Consider the following 19,438-nt stretch of genomic DNA (forward strand, 5'->3'; position numbering starts at 1 on the left):
ATAGAGCTGAACGCCATGGATTTTCTCAACCCTGCTTACGTGGCCCCGCTGGTCTCGCTGGCCCTGCTATGGACCGTGGCGGTGGTCACGCCCGGCCCCAACTTCTTCAATACCGCGCAACTGGCCGCGAGCTGTTCGCGCCGTCATGGCGTGGTGGCGTCGGCGGGTGTAGCCACTGGCACGATCATGTGGGGGCTGGCGGGTGGGCTGGGGATCAAGTCGCTGTTTACCGCGGCGCCCATGTTGTACCTGGCGTTCAAGGTCATCGGCGGTTGTTACCTGATCTACCTGGGGCTGAAGCTGTTCAAGCGTTCCGCGCCAGCCATGGGCCAGCGCCTGTTGCCGGATGAGCCCAAGCGTTCGCTGTTCTCTGCCTGGCGTCTGGGTTTGCTGGGCAACCTGTCGAACCCCAAGGCAGCTCTGTTCGTCGCTACTATCTTCGCGTCCACCATGCCGCCGTCGCCCTCGCCGATGTTGCTCACCCTGGCGGTGATCACCATGGCCACCTTGTCGTTCAGTTGGTATTCCAGCGTGGCCCTGGTGTTTTCCAGCCAGCGCATGGCGAACCTTTACAGCCGTTCGCGCAAGTGGCTCGACCGCTTTGCCGGCGGCTGTTACATGCTGTTCGGCGCGCATCTGGTGGCGAATCGCTGACGGCCCGTGGTAAGAAGCCTTACGTTCAACAGTGAGGCTGGGTCATGAGCAAGGTGCGGGTAGGGATTATTTTTGGGGCCGTTCGGCCGAACACGAAGTCTCGTTGCAATCGGCGCGCAATATCGTCGATGCGCTGGACCGTTCGCGCTTCGAGCCGGTGCTGATCGGTATCGACAAGGCCGGCCACTGGCACCTCAACGACACCTCGAACTTCCTGCTCAACAGCGAAAACCCGGCGCTCATTGCCCTCAACCAATCCAACCGCGAACTGGCGGTGGTGCCCGGCAAGGCCAGCCAGCAAGTGGTGGAAACCGCGGGCCAGGGCGTGCTGGAACACATTGATGTGATCTTCCCCATCGTCCACGGCACCCTCGGCGAAGACGGCTGCCTGCAAGGCCTGCTGCGCATGGCGGACTTGCCTTTTGTCGGCTCCGACGTACTCGGCTCGGCCGTGTGCATGGACAAGGACGTCAGCAAACGCCTGCTGCGCGACGCCGGCATTGCCGTGACCCCGTTTATCACCCTGACCCGCCGCAACGCCGCGCGCACCTTCTTTTGAGGCCGCCGTGAATAAGCTCGGCCTGCCGATGTTCGTCAAACCGGCCAATCAAGGCTCGTCGGTCGGTGTGAGCAAAATCGCCAGTGAGGCCGAGTACCATGCCGCGGTTGAACTGGCGTTGGGTTTCGACGAAAAAGTGCTGGTGGAATCAGCCGTCCGGGGCCGCGAAATCGAATGCGCGGTGCTGGGTAACGACAACCCCATCGCCAGCGGTTGCGGCGAGATCGTCGTGAGCAATGGCTTTTACTCCTACGACAGCAAATACATCGACGATCAGGCGGCGCGAGTGGTGGTGCCGGCGGCTATCAGCCACGCGGCCAACGAGCGGATTCGCAGCCTGGCCCTTGAGGCGTTCGGGGTGCTGGGGTGTGCAGGCCTGGCGCGGGTCGATGTGTTCCTCACCGATGACGGCGAAGTATTGATCAATGAAATCAACTCGCTGCCCGGTTTTACCCGTATCAGCATGTACCCCAAGCTATGGCAGGCGGCTGGGATGAGCTACAGCGAGTTGGTGAGCCGGTTGATCGAGCTGGCGCTGGAGCGGCATGCGGGGCGCAAGGGGTTGAAGATCAGTCGCTGATCTTAGAAAGAGGTCAGTAACGCCATCAGGCGTTACTGAGGACCTCACGAAAAACGTCTGGTCGGATGGTGGCAATGTGCAGCAGTGAGCGTGCTGCGCCGGAGGGTGAGCGCCGGCCTTGCTCCCATTCTTGAAGCGTTCTTACAGAAACCCCCAGCAACTCGGCGAATTTGGGTTGTGACAAGCCTGTTTTACTGCTTGCTTCGGCCGCTTGAGTGGTTTCTACGTGATGGACGCCGCCATGACGGCCCGCCTTCACGTCCACGATGGCGGCGAGCAATTCCTCGCCAATATTGCGCTTGGCGTCGCGTTCTCTTAGCTCTTTCTCAGTGAGTGGCATGGTTCATTTCCTTCGCGATTTTATACAGGACATGCGCTGGAATATTCTCGGTGGCGCCTTTGCCATAAATCAGCAGTGCTACCAGCGATCCGCGAAGGGTGTAGGAGCCATGTCACCGATCAGTACGACCAATCCACGAATACAACAACGTCTTCGCCTCCTCCGGGTGATGCGTCCTTCGGCGGTAGCTGGCAAACATCGTTGAAGTGCAATACGTACACACCTCACTCACCTCGATCTGTTCTCGCCGAACCCCGGCCGCTTGCAGCAGCATCAGCCCATATCCGCTCAAGTCAAACCAGGCACTTTGTGCTTGCCGCGCCTGCGGTGGGGTGATCTGCGGTGGCAACAACGGCTTGGGTTGCGCAACGCTCCATGGTGCTTCGCCGTCACGCCACGTGTGCCCTTGATCCGCCTGAAACTCGGTAATAAACCCTTCGCTCACTTCATAACAGCAGGGCTTGATCGACGGCCCGATTGCAACGTGCAGTTGGTCGGCCGCAAGCCCCAGATCGGCAAAACGCCGCACCGTATTCGCCACGATCCCGCGTTGCAGTCCCTTCCAGCCACCATGAATCGCCGCCACATGCTGACCGTCCTGCGATGCGAGCAGAATGGGCAGGCAATCTGCGGTGATCACTGCGACAGGTTGATGCGTGTGCGCAAGCACCCCATCGGCCTCGACCGTATTGGCCACCAGCCCTGCCTGCCACTCAATCACCGCGGCACTGTGCACCTGCTTGCATATAAACAGGTTATCCGGACGCAGCGGATCGTTGATCGAACAGAAACCATGATCGACGCCCGCAATGGCGCCGAGATTTTTTGCCTGGTGCAAGGGGTTGCCTCCGCTCAGTACCTCAGTCGCCGACCGCTTCGCCTTCGCGTCGTGGGTCGGCACCGCCACTCAATGACACTTTTCCCTGAGCATCCCGCGTACGAACAATCGCCTGGATACCGCTGGTCATCTCAATGTCGCTCAAGGCGTGGCCTTTGTCCTTGAGCGCCTGTTTCAACCCTGGGCTGAACAAGCCGGCCTCCAGCTCCGTAGGCCCATTGCGGCTACCGAAGTTGGGCAAGTTGATGGCGGTTTGCGGGTCGAGGTGCCAGTCGAGCATCGCCACCAGGGATTTGCTCACGTACTCAATGATCTGCGAACCGCCGGGCGAGCCGACCGTGGCCAGCAATTCACCGCTCTGGCGGTCGAACACCAGGGTGGGTGCCATGGCCGAGCGCGGGCGTTTGCCCGGTTGTACACGGTTGGCGACGGGTTGGCCGTTTTCTTCAGGGATGAACGAGAAATCGGTCATTTGGTTGTTCAGTAAAAAGCCCTGCACCATCACATGTGAGCCAAACGCGGCTTCCACCGTGGTGGTCATCGACACGGCGCCACCCTGGTCATCCACCGCCACCACTTGTGAGGTGGAGATGCGCAGCGGCGAACGGTCTGGCGCATACGCTACTTGAATACCGGCAGGCTGGCCTGGCTTGGCGATGCCCATGCTGCGCTTACCGATCAATGTGGCGCGTCGGGCCAGGTAATCCGGGGCCACAAGGCCCGCGACCGGCACGGGCGTGAAGTCCGCATCGGCCACATATAGCGCGCGGTCGGCGAAGGCCAGGCGGCCGGCTTCGGCAATCAGGTGGACGGCTTCGGGTGCTGGCTCCAGCCCGGGGGCAGGTGATGCGGTTTTCACCGGTGTCATCGGCGCGATGGCCAGGCGCGGGTCGCGGGCCTCCAACGCCTGTAATGTCCCCAGGATCTGGGCGACGGCGATCCCACCCGACGACGGTGGCGGCATGCCGCAGATTTTCCAGCGTTTGTAATCGGTGCACAGTGGCGCGCGTTCCTTGGCGGCGTAGCCCTTGAGATCCGCCTGGGACAGGGTGCCCGCGTTGCGGTTGCCCTGCACTTTGCGCGCAATCTCGTCGGCAATCGCGCCGTGGTAAAGCGCATCCGGCCCTTCCTTGGCGATGCGCCTGAACACCGCGGCCAGCGCCGGGTTTTTCAACAGCGTGCCGGTGGCCTTGGGGGTGCCATCGGCATTCAGGAAGTAGGCTGCCATCTCTGGCGATTGCGGGATAAAGCGATCTGCGGCGATCAAACTGTGCAAGCGTGGGGAAATGGCAAAGCCCTGTTCAGACAAACGAATCGCCGGCTCGAACAGCGTGGCCCATTGCAGTCGGCCAGTTTTCTGGTGCGCCATTTGCAACGCGCGCAACACGCCGGGCGTACCCACCGAGCGCCCGCCGATCTGCGCATCGGTGAAGGCCAGCGGCGTACCGTCAGCGTTCAGGAACAACCGCTCAGTCGCTCCGGCCGGGGCCGTTTCGCGGCCGTCATAGGCGTGCACGTTGTTGCCGTCCCACAGCATGATGAACGCGCCACCGCCGATGCCGGAAGATTGCGGTTCCACCAGGGTCAGCACGGCCTGCATGGCAATGGCTGCATCTATCGCCGAACCGCCTTGGCGCAACATCTCACGCCCGGCTTCGGCGGCCAGCGGGTTGGCGGCGGCGGCCATATGGCGTGTGGCATGTTGGGTGGCCAGATCGGTGCGATAGCCTGACCCCAACTCCGGTGCCGGTGGCTGTTCGTTGACCGGGGTGTGGCAGGCCGCGAGGGCCAGGGCTGCGGCGATGACCGACAATTGACGGCGGGAAATCGAAAACACGCGCTGAACTCCGTTCATTTTGAGAATGATCTGTTGTCCTGGGGAGCTGCTTTTTACAGGTGAATCTGGCCTTGCAGATACAGCACGGCCTTGCCGGAAATGATCACGCGGTCCCCCTTGAGCTCGCAGCGCAACTGGCCACGGCGCTGGCCGCCTTGTTCTGCTGTCAGTGTTGTCTTACCCAGGCGCTCGGCCCAGAACGGCGCCAGCGAGGTGTGCGCCGAACCTGTAACCGGGTCTTCATTGACGCCCACATTCGGCCCGAACCAACGTGAGATGAAATCAAACTGTGTGCCCTTGGCGGTCACCGCGATGCCGCGCTTAGGCAGGCCCTTGAGGCTCGCGAAATCCGGAGCAAGCGCCGCGACCTGGGCTTCGTTGTCCACCCGTACGATGTAGTCATCGGTGCCAAATACCTCGGCGGTTTCAACCCCTAGTGCTTTCAGCATGCCGGCTGGCGGCTCACAGCGCTCAGGTTGCCTGGCCGGAAAATCCATCGCCAGTTCGTCGCCTTGGCGCGTGACCCGAAGCTCACCGCTGCGGGTGGAAAAACGCAGCACGTCAGGCGCATCGCGCAGTTGGTTGATCAACACCCACGCGGCTGCCAGCGTGGCATGGCCGCACAGGTCCACTTCGACTTGCGGGGTAAACCAGCGCAACTCATAGAACCCATCACGGGGCACGAAGTAAGCGGTTTCGGAGAGGTTGTTTTCGGCGGCGATGTTTTGCAGTTGCTCATCCGCCAGCCACTCGCCAAGCGGGCACACCGCCGCCGGGTTACCGCCAAAGGGCCGATGGGTGAAGGCGTCGACTTGATAGATGTCCAGTATCACTGTGGCGTACTCCGTGTGTGGGGGGAGGCTGGACACTAACAGTGGGGTCGGGCGAGCGTCAAAATACAGATGGGCAGTATTTTTGCGTGCATCTGTGATTGCGCCACTGCGATTGCCTGGCTGGCACATAGCCAAAAAAAACGGCATACCGAAGTATGCCGAATGAGAGGCGGGCAATCGTAGTCAGAACTTGGCGCGCAGTGTCATGGACACGGCACGGGGATCACCGAAGATATTCCCGTCCTGGAAGGTGTTAATCCGCTGGAAGTACTTCTTGTCGGCCAGGTTGGTGCCGAGTAAGTCGGCGGAGAGGTTTTGCGTGATCTGGTAGCCAATGCCCGCATCGTACAAGGCGTATCCGCCCTGGCGCAGTTTGGTGCCGTTCATGCCGATGCCGGGGACATCCAGTTTGTTGTAGGTCTCGCTGACGACGCTGACGCCACCCTGGAGACTCCACTTCTCCAGCTCACCGGGCAGTTTGTACAGGCTCCAGACCCGCAACATGTTTTTCGGCAGGTAGGTCTGCAACTGCTCGTTGGCGCTGTCATAGCGTTTGTAGGTGTGGGTGAAGTTCGCGCTGAGAAACCAATCGGGCGTCATCTGCCCACTCAGTTCCGCCTCGAAGCCGCGCGTGCGTGCCTTACCGCCGGCCACCACGGCGCGCGAGGCAGGGTCGTTCATATCTGGAATCGCGCGGTTTTCTTCTTCGATCTGGAACGCGGCCAGCGAGGCGTTCAACGCGCCATCGAGGAACTCGCCCTTGATTCCCACTTCGTGCTGCTTGCCTTCCAGCGGCTTGAGGATGTTGTTGTTGATGTCCAGGTTGCTGACGGCCTGCGGTTGGAACACTCCTGCATAGTTGGCATACAAGGAGTAGGTATCGTTGAGGTCGTAGATCAGCCCGTAAAACGGGGTGAATTTCTGCGACACGCTGTCACCGTTCTTTTGCGACGGTGAACCCGCCTCGGGCTGGTGCTGGCTGCGGTGCATCTCAAGCCAGGTCAAGCGACCGCCGAGCACCAGCGTCAACGGGTCGGCAAGGCTCAGGCGCAGATTGCTGTAGAGCGCTTTGGCGCGGGTGTTGGCCACGCTGGTGGGCAATTTGTCCGAGTCCGGGAAGGCCGGGTAAGCAAAGTCGGGCTGCGGATTCTTGAGATCTACGTCACCCAGGTAATCCGAGAAATACCCCCCGTTGGAGGCGAATTCGGAGCGCGAATAGTTGGCGCCCAGCAGCACTTTGTGTTCACGCCCAAGCAAGCTGAATGGACCGTCGACATACACGTCGGCCTCGTCCTGTTTTTCCCGGTAATCAAACATGATCGAGTTCATCGACACCTGCTTGTCCACCGGGTCTATGCCTCCACCGTTGCGCGCGTAAGCCTGGGTCAAGTCGTAGTTATTGTCGGCGTGTCGCAGGGACAACTTGGTTTTCCAGCCATCCCCTAACTGATGCTCGAGTTCGGTGAATACGGCGGTGCTCCAGAAGTAGTCACGGTTCCAGTCTTCACCGTAAAAATGTTTGCGCGACGCATCCGGCAGCGACATGGCCGCCTCACCGGCCGCATTGGTGTAACGATAGGCCGGCAGCGAGCGCTGGGCGCCGCGGATGTCGGTATTCTGATTGCTCGCTCCGATGGTCCAGACGGTGTCCGGCGTCAGGTCGATATCGACAATGCCATAGATCTGATTCGACTCACGCTTGCCGCCACCGTCGTAGTAGTAACCCTTGTCGTGCTCGCTGAGTACCAGGCGCCCACGCACATTACCGCTCTCGGTCAACGGGCCGGTGGCGTCCACCATGCCACGGTAGTCATCCCATGAGCCGGCGCTGATTTGCGCCGAGACTGCCGCCTCGGCCAGCGGTCGCTTGCGTACCAGGTTGATGCTGCCGCCGGTGCCGCCGGCACCGGTCAAGCTGCCGGACGGCCCTTTAAGTACCTCAACGCGGTCATACATGGTCAAGTCGGGAGACAGGAACACCCGGTTGTCCATGGTGGTCGGCGTACCGTCCAATTGCAGCGAGGTCATTTCGAAACCCCGCGAGAAAAAACTCAGGCGGCTGGCATCGATTCGCTGCACGGTTACGCCGCCGACCTTGCCCAACGCATCTTCAAGGGTATACAGGTTTTGTTTTTGAATGCGCTCCTGGCCAATCACGTTGATCGTCTGCGGCACCTCGCGCAGACGCAGCGGGACTTTCGTGCCCACGGAGACGGTCGGGGCTTCGGTCTGCATGCCGACAATCGCTTGCGCCGGTAGCGTCATGCTGCCGAAGGCATCCAGTGTCAGGGTGCCCCCAGAGGTGGTACGTACTGACAGGCCGCTGCCTTCAATGGCCATTTGTGCAGCCTGCTCGGCGTTCATGGTGCCCTTGATGGCTGGCGCGCGCAGCCCGGCGGCGAGATTCGGCACATACACAATTTCGCTGTCGCTCTGGCGAGCGATGCGGTCGAGGGTCGCCGCCAGGGCGTCGGCCGGCAAGTCAAAATGGTGTAGAGACTGGCTGCCCGTCGACGCCGATTCGGCAAGGCTGGTCGACGCGTATCCCTGGGCCAGTAAAAGGGCGAAGCACACAGACCTCAGCCTGAACGCACTGTTAAAACGATTGGACATAGGTCACTCCATGTTGGCGGCTCCGCTTTTATTAGCGGTTTATGTCTATGTCCAACGAGATTGAAAAAGCGATACAGGGCAGATGAAAAAAACTCAGCCGCGCAGTTCGATCTGGGTCCAGAAGCCCAGGTACTCCTTCCTGCGTACAGGCAGGATCTGCTCCAGCGCGGCAAGTGCGCGGTCACTGCTGTCCAGGGGGAACAGACCGGAGACACGTAGCCTGGCCGCCGCCGGGCTGATGCGTAACACCCCGCGCCGATAAGGCTGCAATGCCTCGATCACGTCGCCCAGCGACCAGTCGTCCACACTGAGCTTGCCGCTTTCCCAACTGCTTTCGCCTTTACGATTCGCCGCCAGTGGCGTGATGCCCTTGGAGTCCAGGCGTGCCCCCGCGCCGCTCTGGAGCACTGAACAAAAGCCGTTGGGGCGAGCAACGCAGAGGTTGGACCGCATGCCCCACACGTGCGCGGAGCCGTCTTGCAGCGAAACCATAAAGCGCGTGGCGGTGCCGCGTGCAAATCCGTAGGGCGTTTGCACAACCAACGGTCGAGGGTCGTCACTCGCCTCAATCACCAGCTTGCCGGCATGCAGCATCAGGTTGCGTTCACTCTTGGTGAAATTGATATCCACCGCACTGCGCGCATCCAGCAGCAACGTGCTGCCATCCGCCAGGTTGAAGTTCGCCCGTTGCGCGGTGGCGGTCCGAAAGTCGGCGCCGACGGTGCTCAACAGTGTGCTCTGCCGACCCACCAGCGCCACACCGATGCCCACGCCGCCGAATACCAGCGCGCCACGCAGCAGGCGCCGTCGCTGCAGGTCGGGGGCTTGCAGCACTCGGCGTACTTGTGAGTCCGCGCCGCGTACAAGGGGGGAAAACGTCGCACCCAAATGCCCCTGCACTTTCTCCCAGGCCTGGGCGTTGCTCGGGTTGGCAAACCAGGCGTCGAAGGCCTTTTGTTCGTCGGCCAGGACTTCGCCCGAACGCATGCAGGCCATCCACTCGATGGCTTCATCGACCGCTGAGCACGTGCGTTTCATTCGTGCCTCAGCTGCTGGCAGCACAGCTTCAAACCCTTGGCCACGTATTGGCGCACCCGGATAGTCGAGACGCCGATCAGCTCGGCAATGTCGGCATACTTCATACCGTCTACCTGGCTGCACAGAAATGCGGTACGGGCCCGCGACGAAAGGCCTGCCAGCAAGGTATCGATTTCAAGCAATGCTTCAATTGCCAGGGCGTGGGCTTCAGGGGAGGGGGCGAAGGCTTCGGGTTGCAACGCCAACACTTCCAGGTAGGCGCGCTCCAGATCGCGTCGGCGCCAAGTGTCATACATCAAGCGCTTGGCAATGGTGGTCAGCAGCGCCCTGGGTTCGCGTATCGCCTGCGGCTCGGATAAGGCGACAACCTGCGCAAACACTTCGGCAGCCATGTCAGCGGCATCATAAGTACAACCAAGCCGCGCCCGCAGGCGGCTGAGCAGCCACCCATGGTGGTCGCCAAAAAGACTGTGCAGAACCGTCTGCCGAACACTGGAAGAAGCGAGCGCAACGTGGGTCATCGGAGTGTACTTAATGATAATTCTTATCATTATCACGGGTGTTGCGATTTTTTCAAGGTGCCATGAGATTTCAGGCATTGGCCATGTTTTAGGAGTAGGGGGATACGGCGCTGAACGCCAGAAACAAGAAAGCCCGCACGAGGCGGGCTTCTTGAGGTGATTCACAGACTGCTGTAGACATCTATGGATCGGTACTTGGTGGCTACGCAGGGACTTGAACCCCGGACCCCAGCATTATGAATGCTATGCTCTAACCAACTGAGCTACGTAGCCAAGTGGCGCGCATTATTCGCGTAGAACGGAAATGCGTCAAGCGTTTATTTTTAATTTTTATCTGCGCTTTCAACTGTTTAACCAAAAATGCCAGTTTTGGGGCGGCTACAGCCCAACGCGGACCAGCGCTCTCGCCACAGAGGGTTGAACTCGCCCTCATGGGAGACGTGTGCAGGCAGTCGAGGGGCTACGCGGGAGTGGGGGGGGCCGGGCGATATGCGGATGATCGCTGGCGGGGCTTCGGGTTGCTGGCGCTCTTGCAGCGGCGTACCCAAAAATTTGTGATCGAGTTGGGCAATATCCCTGCCGCCCAACACTTGGTTTTGCTTATGGGTAAATCGAGCTGTGGGTGACACGCTTGAGGTGTTCGCGCGCCCGTGACAGGCGTGAGCGAACGGTGCCTATGGGGATGTCCAACACGTCGGCAGTGTCCTGGTAGCTGCCGTCGGTTTCCAGTGAGGCGTACAGCGTTTTACGCATTTCCGCAGGTAGGTGGTCAATGGCGCTCAAGGTATTTTCCAGGCGCCGGTTGATCTCGAACTCCCAGTCCAGGTTTTTGTTGTCTTCCTGGCCATGCCACAGCGACTCGTCGAATTCGCAATGCACCGGCTTGGCATACAGGCGCCTGAAGTGGTTGCGGATCAGGTTCTGCGCGATGCCGCACATCCAGGTGCTGAGGGCCGCCTGGCCACTGAAACGTTCCCTGTTACGCCATGCTTCCAGGTACGTCAGTTGCAGGATGTCGTCCGCATCTTCGTGGTTGAGCAAGCGTTTGTGAATAAAACGGCGGAGTTTTTTTTGTTGGTCGTCCGTCAGTTCGAGCATGAATTGAGGCGAGCCGCCAACAAGGTGCGCTAAAGCATCAATAGGGATATTCACGGTGTTTTCCTCAAGGTAGACACTGTCGAAAAGTTTTCGACGAGAACCCCTTTAGCACTGGCTGTGCCAACCGAGATAAACGTTCAACCTACTGATTTATATAGATAAATATATTTAAATAGAGTGCTGCTGCGCAATTTTTTGCAAAAGGCCTCGATGGTTTGTGTCGGTCTTTTCAAGGCAGTCGACGGATAAACTTTGATGGAACCGTATCGGCGCGCGTTGCCACATAGGGACACACTCTTCCCGTCTTGGCATGCTCATGAAAGTCGAAGCTCTTAACGATGTGCCATCGTCCCAACGCCTGGATCAATCGGTCGTTGCACGCGTCTCCACGCCTGAGCCAGTCAAGCTCGAGGAGCTTGCCCAGCTCTTCGACCAAGAAGTAGTGGCCAATAACCGAGTGCTGCGCGCGACGTCGATACGCGTTCCGCCTGTCGAGCAGCTTGCGCAACTTTATGATCAGCTTGGTCATCCGGCCCAGGAGACCTTCGCGGCTATTTCTCGGCGGTTCAGGCAGCAGTTGCAGCACAACCCCAGTGCCGACAAGTTGCTGGAGCTTGCCGAGGGCGACCCGGCGCGTGCGTTCGTGGTGCTCCGGTACCTGGAAGTCCAGGCGGACGCTGAGGTGCGCTCGTCTGAAGCGGCCAAGGCGCGGGATGCCATTGCCATGCTGAGCATCGGCTACAAAGGGGAAATCCAGGCAGGCCTCAAATTCGCCACGGCGTTGCTGGAGGCCGGCGGTGATGCGCAAGAGCGCCAGGCGCTGCGTGCTCTCTATTACGCCAGCGTGGCCACGCGCCAATCCCTGGCGACGATGATGCAGGCCCTGCTGGGTGTATACGGTGGCGATACGTTTTCCACCCGGCTCGGCAGCATGCGTAAGGCCTTGGCTGACGACATCGCAGTGCTGGTTTCTGCAATGCCCACCCCTCGGCTGCGCACCTTGTTGCTGGCCCTGCAAAGTTGCGCTCAGTTGAGCAGCGTGTTGGCCGGTTGCCAGGCGTTGAACCAGCGCCTGGCCCTGGACTGCGACGCCGTGAGCCTGCTGCAGCGCCTGCTGGGGTACGCCGGCAGCGGGATTGATGCGGGTGAAGTCCTGCGCCTTGGGCATGATCTGGGAAGTGCCCCGAATACCCAGCAAGTGGTCCTGCTTAACGCGCTTTTCCCGCTGATTCGGCAACTGCCCCTGGCCTTGTGGCCGGACAGTCGAGTGCGTCAGAGCGCCCTGGATAGCTTTTTGGCGGTAATGGGCGAGCTGGACCGGGTTGAGCGCGGCCCCGCACGCTTTGTCGGTGGTCTGGGGGCTCCGGTGTGACCGTGCTGTCTACCGTCAACAAGGTGTTGCTCAAAGCGGCACAGCGTGCCGAAGTGCTGGGCGCCGTGGTGGTCCTGGGCATCGTGTTTATCTTTATCGTGCCGCTGCCCACCTGGCTGGTGGATATTCTTATCGCGGTCAACATCTGCATCTCATGCTTATTGATCGTGCTGGCGCTGTATTTGCCGGGGCCCCTGGCGTTCTCTTCGTTTCCGTCGATCTTGCTGCTGACCACCATGTTTCGTCTGGCGCTGTCGATCGCGACCACGCGCCTGATCCTGCTGGAACAGGACGCCGGCGACATCGTCGAGGCGTTCGGCAATTTCGTGGTGGGGGGCAACCTGGCAGTAGGGATGGTGATCTTCCTGATTCTGACCCTGGTCAATTTCCTGGTCATCACCAAGGGCTCGGAGCGGGTCGCCGAGGTCGCCGCGAGGTTCAGCCTGGATGCGATGCCGGGTAAGCAGATGTCCATCGACAGTGACTTGCGCGCCGGTCTTATCGACGGCATGCAAGCGCGGGAAAAACGCGAGCAGTTATCTCGCGAGAGCCAGCTGTTCGGCGCCATGGACGGGGCCATGAAGTTCGTCAAGGGCGACGCCATCGCCGGTTTGATTATCGTGGTGGTCAACCTGCTGGGCGGTTTTACCACGGGTATGTTCCAACACGATCTGAGTGCGGCCGAATCGATCCAATTGTATTCGGTGCTGACCATCGGCGACGGCCTGATCGCGCAGATTCCGGCGCTGCTGATCTCCCTTACGGCCGGCATGATCATCACTCGCGTGGCGCCGGCTGGGGGCAAGGGCATCACTCACATGGGCGCTGAAATTGCCCGGCAAATGACCAGTGAACCCAAGAGCTGGATGATTGCGTCGATAGGGATGCTCGCGTTTGCAGCGGTGCCCGGCATGCCCACCCTGGTGTTTATCCTGCTCGGCGCGGCAACCGGTGCCTTGGGGTATTACTTGATGCGTCAGCGTCAACGCAAGGACCAGCCCGAGGATGAAGCCGCCGACGCCGTCCGCCCCGAAGAGAACGGAGAGGAGGATTTGCGCGGGTTCGATCCCTCACGGCCTTATCTTTTGCAGTTCCCCCCGGCGTTGCGCGGCACACCTGAGGTGACGGATCTTATTCACGGGATCCGCCAGGCCCGAAATTCGCTGGTCGCCAATATCGGCCTGACATTGCCGCCGTTCGAGGTCGAGCTCGATGACGCCCTGGCCGACGACGAAATGCGCTTTTGCGTGCATGAAGTACCGATGATCAAAGCCTCGGTCGTCACCCGCTTGGCCGTTGATCGCGGGGCCTTCACGGCAGAGCCCGAGCACGCAATACCGGGGCTGGCCGAGCGTGACGAAGAGGGCTGGCTGTGGTTGCCGGCCGATGATCCGCTGCTTGATGACCCACAGTTGGAGCGCTTTAGCGCTACGAGCCTGATCATCGAACGCATGAGGCAGGCCATGATGCTCAGCGGGCCGCAGTTCCTGGGGATCCAGGAGAGCAAGGCGATACTCAGTTGGCTTGAGCACAACCAGTCGGAACTGGTGCAGGAGCTGCAGCGCATCATGCCGTTGTCGCGGTTTTCAGCGGTGTTGCAACGTTTGGCCAGTGAGGGCGTACCACTGCGAGCGGTGCGGCTGATTGTCGAAGCGCTGATCGAGTACGGCCAGCATGAGCGCGAACCGGACGCGCTTGCCGACTATGCGCGCATTGCCCTCAAGGCGCAGATCTTCCACCAGTACAGCGAAGAGGATGGTCTGCATGCCTGGTTGCTGTCCCCCCATAGCGAAAACATCTTGCGCGATGCCTTGCGCCAGACCCAGACCGGGGTGTTCTTTGCGCTTGATAGCGAAACCAGCGCCGCGTTGATCAACCTTCTCAACCAAGCCTTTACCTTACGTGCCAAAACTAAAAGTGTGATGTTGGTTGCGCAGGACCTGCGTAGTCCATTGCGCACCTTGTTGCTGGAGGAGTTCAACCATGTGCCGGTGTTGTCCTTTGCCGAGTTGGGAAGCACATCCAAGGTAAAGGTGCTGGGGCGTTTTGACCTTGGTCAGGATCAACTGATGCGCGGTGCGGCGGCATGATTGCCCAACCCGTTGCAACGCGCGGAAGGGCTCGCTGATGGTTGAGCTGCGCGTGCTCAATGGTCTGCGTCAGGGGGCCGCGTTGCCGCTTTTTGGCGAGACGTGGAGCATTGGCGCTCACCCTGACGCGGACCTGGTGCTGAATGATCCAGGCATCGCCGAGCAGCACGCGCGGTTGCGGTTGATCGGCGCCAATTGGTCCGTGCAGGCCGAAGCGGGGCTGCTGCATGACGCCGAGGGGCAGGTGCTGGCGCAGATCACGAGCCTGACACTGAACGTACCGTTTTCAGTTGGGGCCATTCGTCTGTCTGTTGCCCTCGCCGAGCAGCCGTGGCCTGAGCTGCCCGCACCCACCCCGACGCAACGGGCCCATGAGGCGCCGCGTGCGTTGCCGTTGTCGTCCATGTCCCATGTGCAGCAAAAACGCCTGATCAGTGTGGTGCTGTTGGTTGCGGTGATCATCGCGGTAGTGGGCATGGTTTCCCCGGGGGAGCGTGATGCCCAGGCCTCCTTGATAGCGCCCGCGACGGCCAAACCGCTATTGGCCTCTGCGTTTGAAGTGCGGGAGCAATTGTTGAAGATGCTCGCCGAGCGCGAATTGAGCCAAAGGGTCAGCCTGGAGGTGGTCAATGGCCAGATCGTGCTCAACGGCGCGGTTTCCCCGGACGATGTGGAGCTGGTGTCGCGGATGCTCAACCGCTTTGGTGAGTTGTTCGACAACGCCGTGCCGGTGATCAGCCGCGTGCGTACGCGCGATGGGACGCTGCCGTTCAAGATTGTGCAGATCGTCGGCGGGCCGAACGGCCATGTCGTTCTGGAGGATGGCAGTCGGCTGTTTGTCGGTGACGAAGTGGAGAATGTGCGGTTGGTGCTGATCGACAATGCCAAGGTGGTCTTCGATGGCGCGCAGCGTTATGAGGTGCACTGGTGAGTGAGGAGCTGCGAGCACGCCTCGACGCCTGGGAGCGGCGCCAGACCCAGTCACTGAGCAACCTTTTGCCGGTGACGATGCGCGGTCGGGTCCAACGCGTCAACGGCATGTTGCTGCAATGCCGGTTGCCCGGCGCGCGTATCGGTGACCTGTGCCAGGTTGAAAAGTCTGTCGATGAACACATGCTGGCCGAGATCATCGGGTTCGATCAGCAGGACGCCGTCCTCAGCGCCTTGGGCAATCTTGAAGGGGTACGCGTGGGCGCGGGCGTGCAGCGTCTGGGCGTGTCGCATCAGGTGCGGGTCAGTGATGAGCTGCTGGGGCAAGTGCTGGATGGCTTCGGACGACCGATTACCGGTGTTGGCCCCAGCGCGTTTGTCGAGACCGAGAGCCCCGATGCCAGCATGGTGTTGTGTGAGGCCCCTTGCCGACCGACCGGCCGAGGATCCATCGGGCCCTGGCTACCGGGGTGCGCTCGATCGATGGTTTGTTGACGCTTGGCGAGGGCCAGCGTGTGGGTCTGTTTGCCGGCGCGGGCTGTGGCAAGACCACCTTGCTGGCCGAAATTGCCCGGAACGTCGAGTGCGACGTGATTGTGTTCGGCTTGATCGGCGAGCGCGGCCGGGAGCTGCGTGAATTTCTCGACCATGAGCTGGATGAGCAATTGCGGGCCAAGGCCGTGCTGGTGTGCGCGACGTCCGACCGCTCCAGCATGGAACGAGCCCGTGCAGCGTTCACGGCCACCGCGCTGGCCGAGGGTTATCGCCGTGAGGGTAAGCGGGTGTTGCTGTTGATCGACTCCTTGACCCGGTTCGCGCGCGCGCAGCGAGAAATCGGCTTGGCGGCCGGTGAGCCTTTGGGCCGTGGCGGCTTGCCGCCTTCGGTATACAGCTTGCTGCCGCGGTTGGTGGAGCGCGCCGGGTTGACGCGCGACGGCGTGATCACCGCGATCTACACCGTGCTTATCGAGCAGGACTCCATGAGCGACCCGGTGGCGGATGAGGTCCGCTCGCTGCTCGATGGTCATATTGTGCTGGCGCGCAAACTGGCTGAGCGTGGTCACTACCCAGCGGTTGACGTACTGGCCAGCCTTTCGCGGATTCTGAGCAATGTCGCGACGCCTGAGCATATTAATGCCGGCACCGCGCTGCGACGCCTGTTATCGGCGTACCAGCAGATCGAGTTGATGCTCAAGCTGGGTGAGTATCAGGCCGGCAGTGACGCGCTGACCGACCTGGCAGTGGACAGTCGCGCGGCGGTGGATGGTTTTCTGCGTCAGGACTTGCGCGGGCCTTCAGCGATAGAGACGACCCTGCAACAACTGACGGAGCTGACGGCCTATGTCCCTTTCTGAGTTGGAAACCCTGCGGCGTCTGCGCAAGCATCGGGCAGACCGCGCCGAGCGCGTCCTGGGCGAGGCTAAAAGGCATCAGCGAGCGCTGCAATTGCAAGTCGAGCAGGCGCAGCGCGTCCTTGAGCAAACCCGCCTGCAGGAAGCCCAGCAAGGTGCGCAGCTATTGAGCAAGCATCAAGGGCAAGTGATCTCGTTTCAGGAACTCAAATCGTGGAATACGCAGGAACGCTCGTTGTCCGCCAGCACGCTGCGCGAAGAAGCGCAGGTGCGTGGGTTGCACGGGCAGCAAGAGCAGCAGGTGGCCCAGGTCGACACTGCGCAAAAGCAGGCCACCCAATGCTTGCGCGAAGTCGAAAAGCTTTTGGAGTTATCAAGGTTACTGCTGCAGGAAGAAACATGAGCAAGATATCTGAAGGCAAGCCCGAGCGGCCTGGTGCGCGCGAATATGGCGCCGACGAGGAACCCGCCGTTGGCGGTGCGGTGCCGGTGGACGCCATGCGTGTGTTCGCCCGGCTGCTGGTCAATGCCGATGGCGTAGGCGGTTATGTTTCCTGCGCTCCCGCACCGCAGTTGTGGGCGAACAGGTTGATGATCGAGGCGCTGGCTGAGCAATTGGCGCCTCGAATACAGGCAGGTATGCAATGGCCGCTGCTGGCGGTGCTTTACCTGCGAGGGCAGGGGCGAATCAAGGCTTGTGTGCAGCGCCAATCGGGCGTCTGGAACATCGGGCTGCACGCTGAAGAACAGCACGCCACGCGATGGCTCGGCGCAGTGAGCAACAGCCTTCAAAACCGGCTGAGCGAAGCCTTGGGGCAGGCTGTCGATGTGCGCGTGACCTCGGCATGATCCTGTCCGCGTTAACACTGCCATTGGTTGAAGCCACCAGGGTGGCGGCGCTGCATCGGCTTGGGCGCGGCTTACGCATGCCGTTTGCGGTTGGCGATCAGCACGGCGCGTTTTCGCTCGAGCCAGGCTGTGCCCCTGACGCGGCCAGCCCGTTTTTTTTCGAGAGCGCCCTGGGTGTGCTCGCGTTCTCCGACCCCGAGGCGATGTTCAGCCTGATGGGTGAATGCCCGGTGACCCTGGCCGAGGCCGGCAACGACCCGACCTCCTGGTTCTGGGAGCTGTTCCAGCACCACCTTAGCCCGCAAGTGTTGGCGTTATTTGGTTACCTGCGTTTGCTGCCGACGCCCAGGAAGCTGAACTTTGGTTGTCGTTTTACGGTGACGCTGGGGCCTTCCAGGGTTGCAGGTTACCTGTGGATGGCTCCGCAGAGCTTTCTGGCTGCGTATGCGGCGGGCCCGTGGGAGCCGACGTGCGATCCGCTGCCTGCCTCTTTTCCGTTGGTCATAACGGCGTCCCTTGGCCGCTTGAACCTGCCCGTCGCGCAAGTGCGCGGCTTGCGCGCGGGTGATGTGTTGATACTCGAGCAGGCGTTTTTCGATGTGCAGGGCCAGGGCCACCTGCATGTCGGCCGTCATCGGCTGCACGGGCGTATTGATGATGAATCCGGGCGGTGGTGCCTGAACCTTACTGCGATAGAGGAAGCGCGTGTGAACGAAGAGTTTGTAATACCGGAGTATGCGCAAGAGGAGCCGGATCAGCCGATGGAGGATGTCTTTGGCCGGGAACCCTTTGATGACTTGAGTATGGCGCTGACCGTGCGCTGTGGCGTCTTGAACCTGACCCTGGGCGAACTGCGCAATCTGGCGCCCGGTGCTGTGTTGGGCATCACCGGCTATGCCCCCGGTACCGCCGGCCTGTATTACGCCGACCGGCCGATTGGGCAGGGGCAGTTGGTGGAAGTAGACGGGCGCCTCGGTTTGCAGTTGTCGCGCGTGGTGTTCTCGCGATGATATTCCAGGGCGTCGACCCCGTTGTCCTGGCGTTGTTTTTTGGTGCGCTGTCGTTGCTGCCGATGCTGTTAGTGGTGTGCACGGCGTTCTTGAAAATTGTCATTGTGCTGATGATTACGCGTAACGCCATCGGTGTTCAGCAGGTGCCTCCAAGCATGGCGATCAATGGCATCGCTCTGGCCGCCACGCTTTTCGTCATGGCCCCCGTGGGCTATCAGATCGCCGAAAACCTCCAGAGCACGCCCCTGGACATGAGTAGCGTGCAGACGATGCAAGAGACCGGCCTTGTGGCCGTGCAACCGTTACGCATGTTCATGAAACGCAACACCGATCCGGATGTATTGACCCATCTGCACGAAAACAGCGTGCGCATGTGGCCGCCTGAAATGGCGCAGAGCACCCAGCGCGAAGACTTGATTTTGCTGATCCCGGCCTTTGTGGTGTCGCAGCTGCAGGCCGGGTTCGAGATCGGTTTCCTGATCTACATTCCGTTCATCGTCATCGATCTGATTGTGTCCAACCTGCTATTGGCGCTGGGTATGCAGATGGTGTCGCCCATGACCATTTCCCTGCCGCTCAAGTTGTTGTTGTTCGTCATGGTTTCCGGATGGTCGCGGTTGCTCGACAGCCTTTTCCTTTCTTACCTTTGAGTGCCCCATGGAACCGATCGTGCTGTTCAAGCAAGGCATGCTGTTGGTGGTGGTGCTGTCGGCACCGCCACTGATCGTGGCGGTGATTGTCGGTGTGCTGACGTCGCTGGTCCAAGCCCTGATGCAGATACAGGACCAGACCCTGCCCTTTGGCATCAAGCTGGTTGCCGTGGGCGTCACACTGATATTGACGGGGCGCTGGATCGGCGTGGAGTTGATTCAACTGATCAACCTGATGTTCGACATGATCGCCCGCTCGGCACTCAACTGAGGG

17 protein-coding genes, 1 tRNA gene and 2 pseudogenes are annotated in these 19,438 nt (G+C 60.7%); 11 read left to right on the top strand and 9 right to left on the bottom strand.

Annotated features, from left to right (window positions below; translation table 11 throughout):
• Positions 1 to 15: 15 nt before the first annotated feature.
• Both AB4O25_RS22000 and ddlA read left to right on the top strand, forming a co-directional pair.
• Positions 16 to 654, top strand: a complete 639-nt coding sequence (locus AB4O25_RS22000; protein WP_017529947.1) for a LysE family transporter — start codon at positions 16 to 18, stop codon at positions 652 to 654.
• A 44-nt stretch (positions 655 to 698) separates the two neighbouring features.
• A pseudogene (ddlA, locus tag AB4O25_RS22005) lies at positions 699 to 1,793 on the top strand (D-alanine--D-alanine ligase).
• Positions 1,794 to 1,818: 25 nt separating this feature from the next.
• Here ddlA and AB4O25_RS22010 read toward each other — a convergent pair.
• The 9 genes from AB4O25_RS22010 to AB4O25_RS22050 form a co-directional block, all read right to left on the bottom strand.
• Positions 1,819 to 2,133, bottom strand: coding sequence for a helix-turn-helix domain-containing protein (locus AB4O25_RS22010; RefSeq protein WP_017529945.1), 315 nt, complete (start codon positions 2,131 to 2,133; stop codon positions 1,819 to 1,821).
• 112 nt (positions 2,134 to 2,245) lie between these two features.
• Positions 2,246 to 2,971 (bottom strand): purine nucleoside phosphorylase YfiH/LACC1 family protein, encoded by a 726-nt coding sequence (locus AB4O25_RS22015; protein ID WP_026067424.1) that lies wholly within the window; start codon positions 2,969 to 2,971, stop codon positions 2,246 to 2,248.
• A gap of 22 nt (positions 2,972 to 2,993) precedes the next feature.
• Positions 2,994 to 4,826 carry a gamma-glutamyltransferase gene (ggt, locus tag AB4O25_RS22020; protein WP_460149974.1) on the bottom strand — a complete coding sequence of 611 codons (1,833 nt, stop codon included), beginning with the start codon at positions 4,824 to 4,826 and terminating at the stop codon, positions 2,994 to 2,996.
• 35 nt (positions 4,827 to 4,861) lie between these two features.
• Positions 4,862 to 5,641, bottom strand: coding sequence for a PhzF family phenazine biosynthesis protein (locus AB4O25_RS22025; protein WP_017529942.1), 780 nt, complete (start codon positions 5,639 to 5,641; stop codon positions 4,862 to 4,864).
• Positions 5,642 to 5,824: 183 nt separating this feature from the next.
• Positions 5,825 to 8,254, bottom strand: coding sequence for a TonB-dependent siderophore receptor (locus AB4O25_RS22030; protein ID WP_460149975.1), 2,430 nt, complete (start codon positions 8,252 to 8,254; stop codon positions 5,825 to 5,827).
• 93 nt (positions 8,255 to 8,347) lie between these two features.
• Positions 8,348 to 9,292, bottom strand: coding sequence for a FecR domain-containing protein (locus AB4O25_RS22035; RefSeq protein ID WP_137219990.1), 945 nt, complete (start codon positions 9,290 to 9,292; stop codon positions 8,348 to 8,350).
• Entirely contained in the window at positions 9,289 to 9,813 is a 525-nt protein-coding gene (locus AB4O25_RS22040) for a sigma-70 family RNA polymerase sigma factor (protein WP_017529939.1), read from the bottom strand. Before AB4O25_RS22040 ends, AB4O25_RS22035 begins: the two co-directional genes overlap by 4 nt.
• Positions 9,814 to 10,009: 196 nt before the next feature.
• Positions 10,010 to 10,086, bottom strand: a tRNA-Met gene (locus AB4O25_RS22045).
• 327 nt (positions 10,087 to 10,413) lie between these two features.
• A complete protein-coding gene (locus tag AB4O25_RS22050; RefSeq protein WP_460149976.1) occupies positions 10,414 to 10,965 on the bottom strand; it encodes an RNA polymerase sigma factor in 552 nt (183 codons plus the stop codon).
• Between the two features lie 262 nt (positions 10,966 to 11,227).
• Between AB4O25_RS22050 and AB4O25_RS22055 the strand changes: the two genes are divergently transcribed.
• The 9 genes and pseudogenes from AB4O25_RS22055 to sctS all read left to right on the top strand — a co-directional run bounded on the left by AB4O25_RS22055 (position 11,228) and on the right by sctS (position 19,435).
• The gene (locus AB4O25_RS22055) at positions 11,228 to 12,283 is read left to right on the top strand and encodes a TyeA family type III secretion system gatekeeper subunit (protein ID WP_026067423.1); all 1,056 of its coding nucleotides are present in this window, start codon (positions 11,228 to 11,230) and stop codon (positions 12,281 to 12,283) included.
• Complete coding sequence (sctV, locus tag AB4O25_RS22060; RefSeq protein WP_017529935.1) at positions 12,280 to 14,373, top strand: type III secretion system export apparatus subunit SctV; 2,094 nt, start codon at positions 12,280 to 12,282, stop codon at positions 14,371 to 14,373. The genes AB4O25_RS22055 and sctV overlap by 4 nt, the downstream gene beginning before the upstream one ends.
• 37 nt (positions 14,374 to 14,410) lie before the next feature.
• A complete protein-coding gene (locus AB4O25_RS22065) occupies positions 14,411 to 15,304 on the top strand; it encodes an FHA domain-containing protein (protein ID WP_017529934.1) in 894 nt (297 codons plus the stop codon).
• A pseudogene (locus tag AB4O25_RS22070) lies at positions 15,301 to 16,658 on the top strand (FliI/YscN family ATPase). Before AB4O25_RS22065 ends, AB4O25_RS22070 begins: the two are co-directional and overlap by 4 nt.
• The gene (gene sctO, locus AB4O25_RS22075; protein WP_017529932.1) at positions 16,645 to 17,058 is read left to right on the top strand and encodes a type III secretion system stalk subunit SctO; all 414 of its coding nucleotides are present in this window, start codon (positions 16,645 to 16,647) and stop codon (positions 17,056 to 17,058) included. The pseudogene AB4O25_RS22070 and the gene sctO overlap by 14 nt, the downstream one beginning before the upstream one ends.
• Entirely contained in the window at positions 17,055 to 17,504 is a 450-nt protein-coding gene (locus AB4O25_RS22080; protein WP_068933659.1) for a type III secretion system HrpP C-terminal domain-containing protein, read from the top strand. The genes sctO and AB4O25_RS22080 overlap by 4 nt, the downstream gene beginning before the upstream one ends.
• Entirely contained in the window at positions 17,501 to 18,514 is a 1,014-nt protein-coding gene (locus AB4O25_RS22085; protein ID WP_460149977.1) for a FliM/FliN family flagellar motor switch protein, read from the top strand. The genes AB4O25_RS22080 and AB4O25_RS22085 overlap by 4 nt, the downstream gene beginning before the upstream one ends.
• Positions 18,511 to 19,164 (top strand): type III secretion system export apparatus subunit SctR, encoded by a 654-nt coding sequence (gene sctR / locus AB4O25_RS22090; protein ID WP_017529929.1) that lies wholly within the window; start codon positions 18,511 to 18,513, stop codon positions 19,162 to 19,164. The genes AB4O25_RS22085 and sctR overlap by 4 nt, the downstream gene beginning before the upstream one ends.
• A 7-nt stretch (positions 19,165 to 19,171) precedes the next feature.
• Positions 19,172 to 19,435: a type III secretion system export apparatus subunit SctS gene (sctS, locus tag AB4O25_RS22095; protein WP_017529928.1), complete on the top strand. Its 264-nt coding sequence runs from the start codon at positions 19,172 to 19,174 to the stop codon at positions 19,433 to 19,435.
• Positions 19,436 to 19,438 lie beyond the last annotated feature (3 nt).

The sequence above is a fragment of the Pseudomonas sp. S3_A03 genome (assembly GCF_054668275.1).

Excerpts from the sequence above, each read along its gene's own strand:
- AB4O25_RS22010 (WP_017529945.1), bottom strand. The coding sequence starts at position 2,133 with ATGCCACTCACTGAGAAAGAGCTAAGAGAACGCGACGCCAAGCGCAAT.
- AB4O25_RS22030 (WP_460149975.1), bottom strand. The coding sequence starts at position 8,254 with ATGTCCAATCGTTTTAACAGTGCGTTCAGGCTGAGGTCTGTGTGCTTC.
- sctS (WP_017529928.1), top strand. The coding sequence starts at position 19,172 with ATGGAACCGATCGTGCTGTTCAAGCAAGGCATGCTGTTGGTGGTGGTG.
- AB4O25_RS22080 (WP_068933659.1), top strand. The coding sequence starts at position 17,055 with ATGAGCAAGATATCTGAAGGCAAGCCCGAGCGGCCTGGTGCGCGCGAA.
- AB4O25_RS22040 (WP_017529939.1), bottom strand. The coding sequence starts at position 9,813 with ATGACCCACGTTGCGCTCGCTTCTTCCAGTGTTCGGCAGACGGTTCTG.
- AB4O25_RS22085 (WP_460149977.1), top strand. The coding sequence starts at position 17,501 with ATGATCCTGTCCGCGTTAACACTGCCATTGGTTGAAGCCACCAGGGTG.
- AB4O25_RS22000 (WP_017529947.1), top strand. The coding sequence starts at position 16 with ATGGATTTTCTCAACCCTGCTTACGTGGCCCCGCTGGTCTCGCTGGCC.
- AB4O25_RS22035 (WP_137219990.1), bottom strand. The coding sequence starts at position 9,292 with ATGAAACGCACGTGCTCAGCGGTCGATGAAGCCATCGAGTGGATGGCC.
- sctR (WP_017529929.1), top strand. The coding sequence starts at position 18,511 with ATGATATTCCAGGGCGTCGACCCCGTTGTCCTGGCGTTGTTTTTTGGT.
- sctO (WP_017529932.1), top strand. The coding sequence starts at position 16,645 with ATGTCCCTTTCTGAGTTGGAAACCCTGCGGCGTCTGCGCAAGCATCGG.
- AB4O25_RS22055 (WP_026067423.1), top strand. The coding sequence starts at position 11,228 with ATGAAAGTCGAAGCTCTTAACGATGTGCCATCGTCCCAACGCCTGGAT.
- ggt (WP_460149974.1), bottom strand. The coding sequence starts at position 4,826 with ATGAACGGAGTTCAGCGCGTGTTTTCGATTTCCCGCCGTCAATTGTCG.
- AB4O25_RS22065 (WP_017529934.1), top strand. The coding sequence starts at position 14,411 with ATGGTTGAGCTGCGCGTGCTCAATGGTCTGCGTCAGGGGGCCGCGTTG.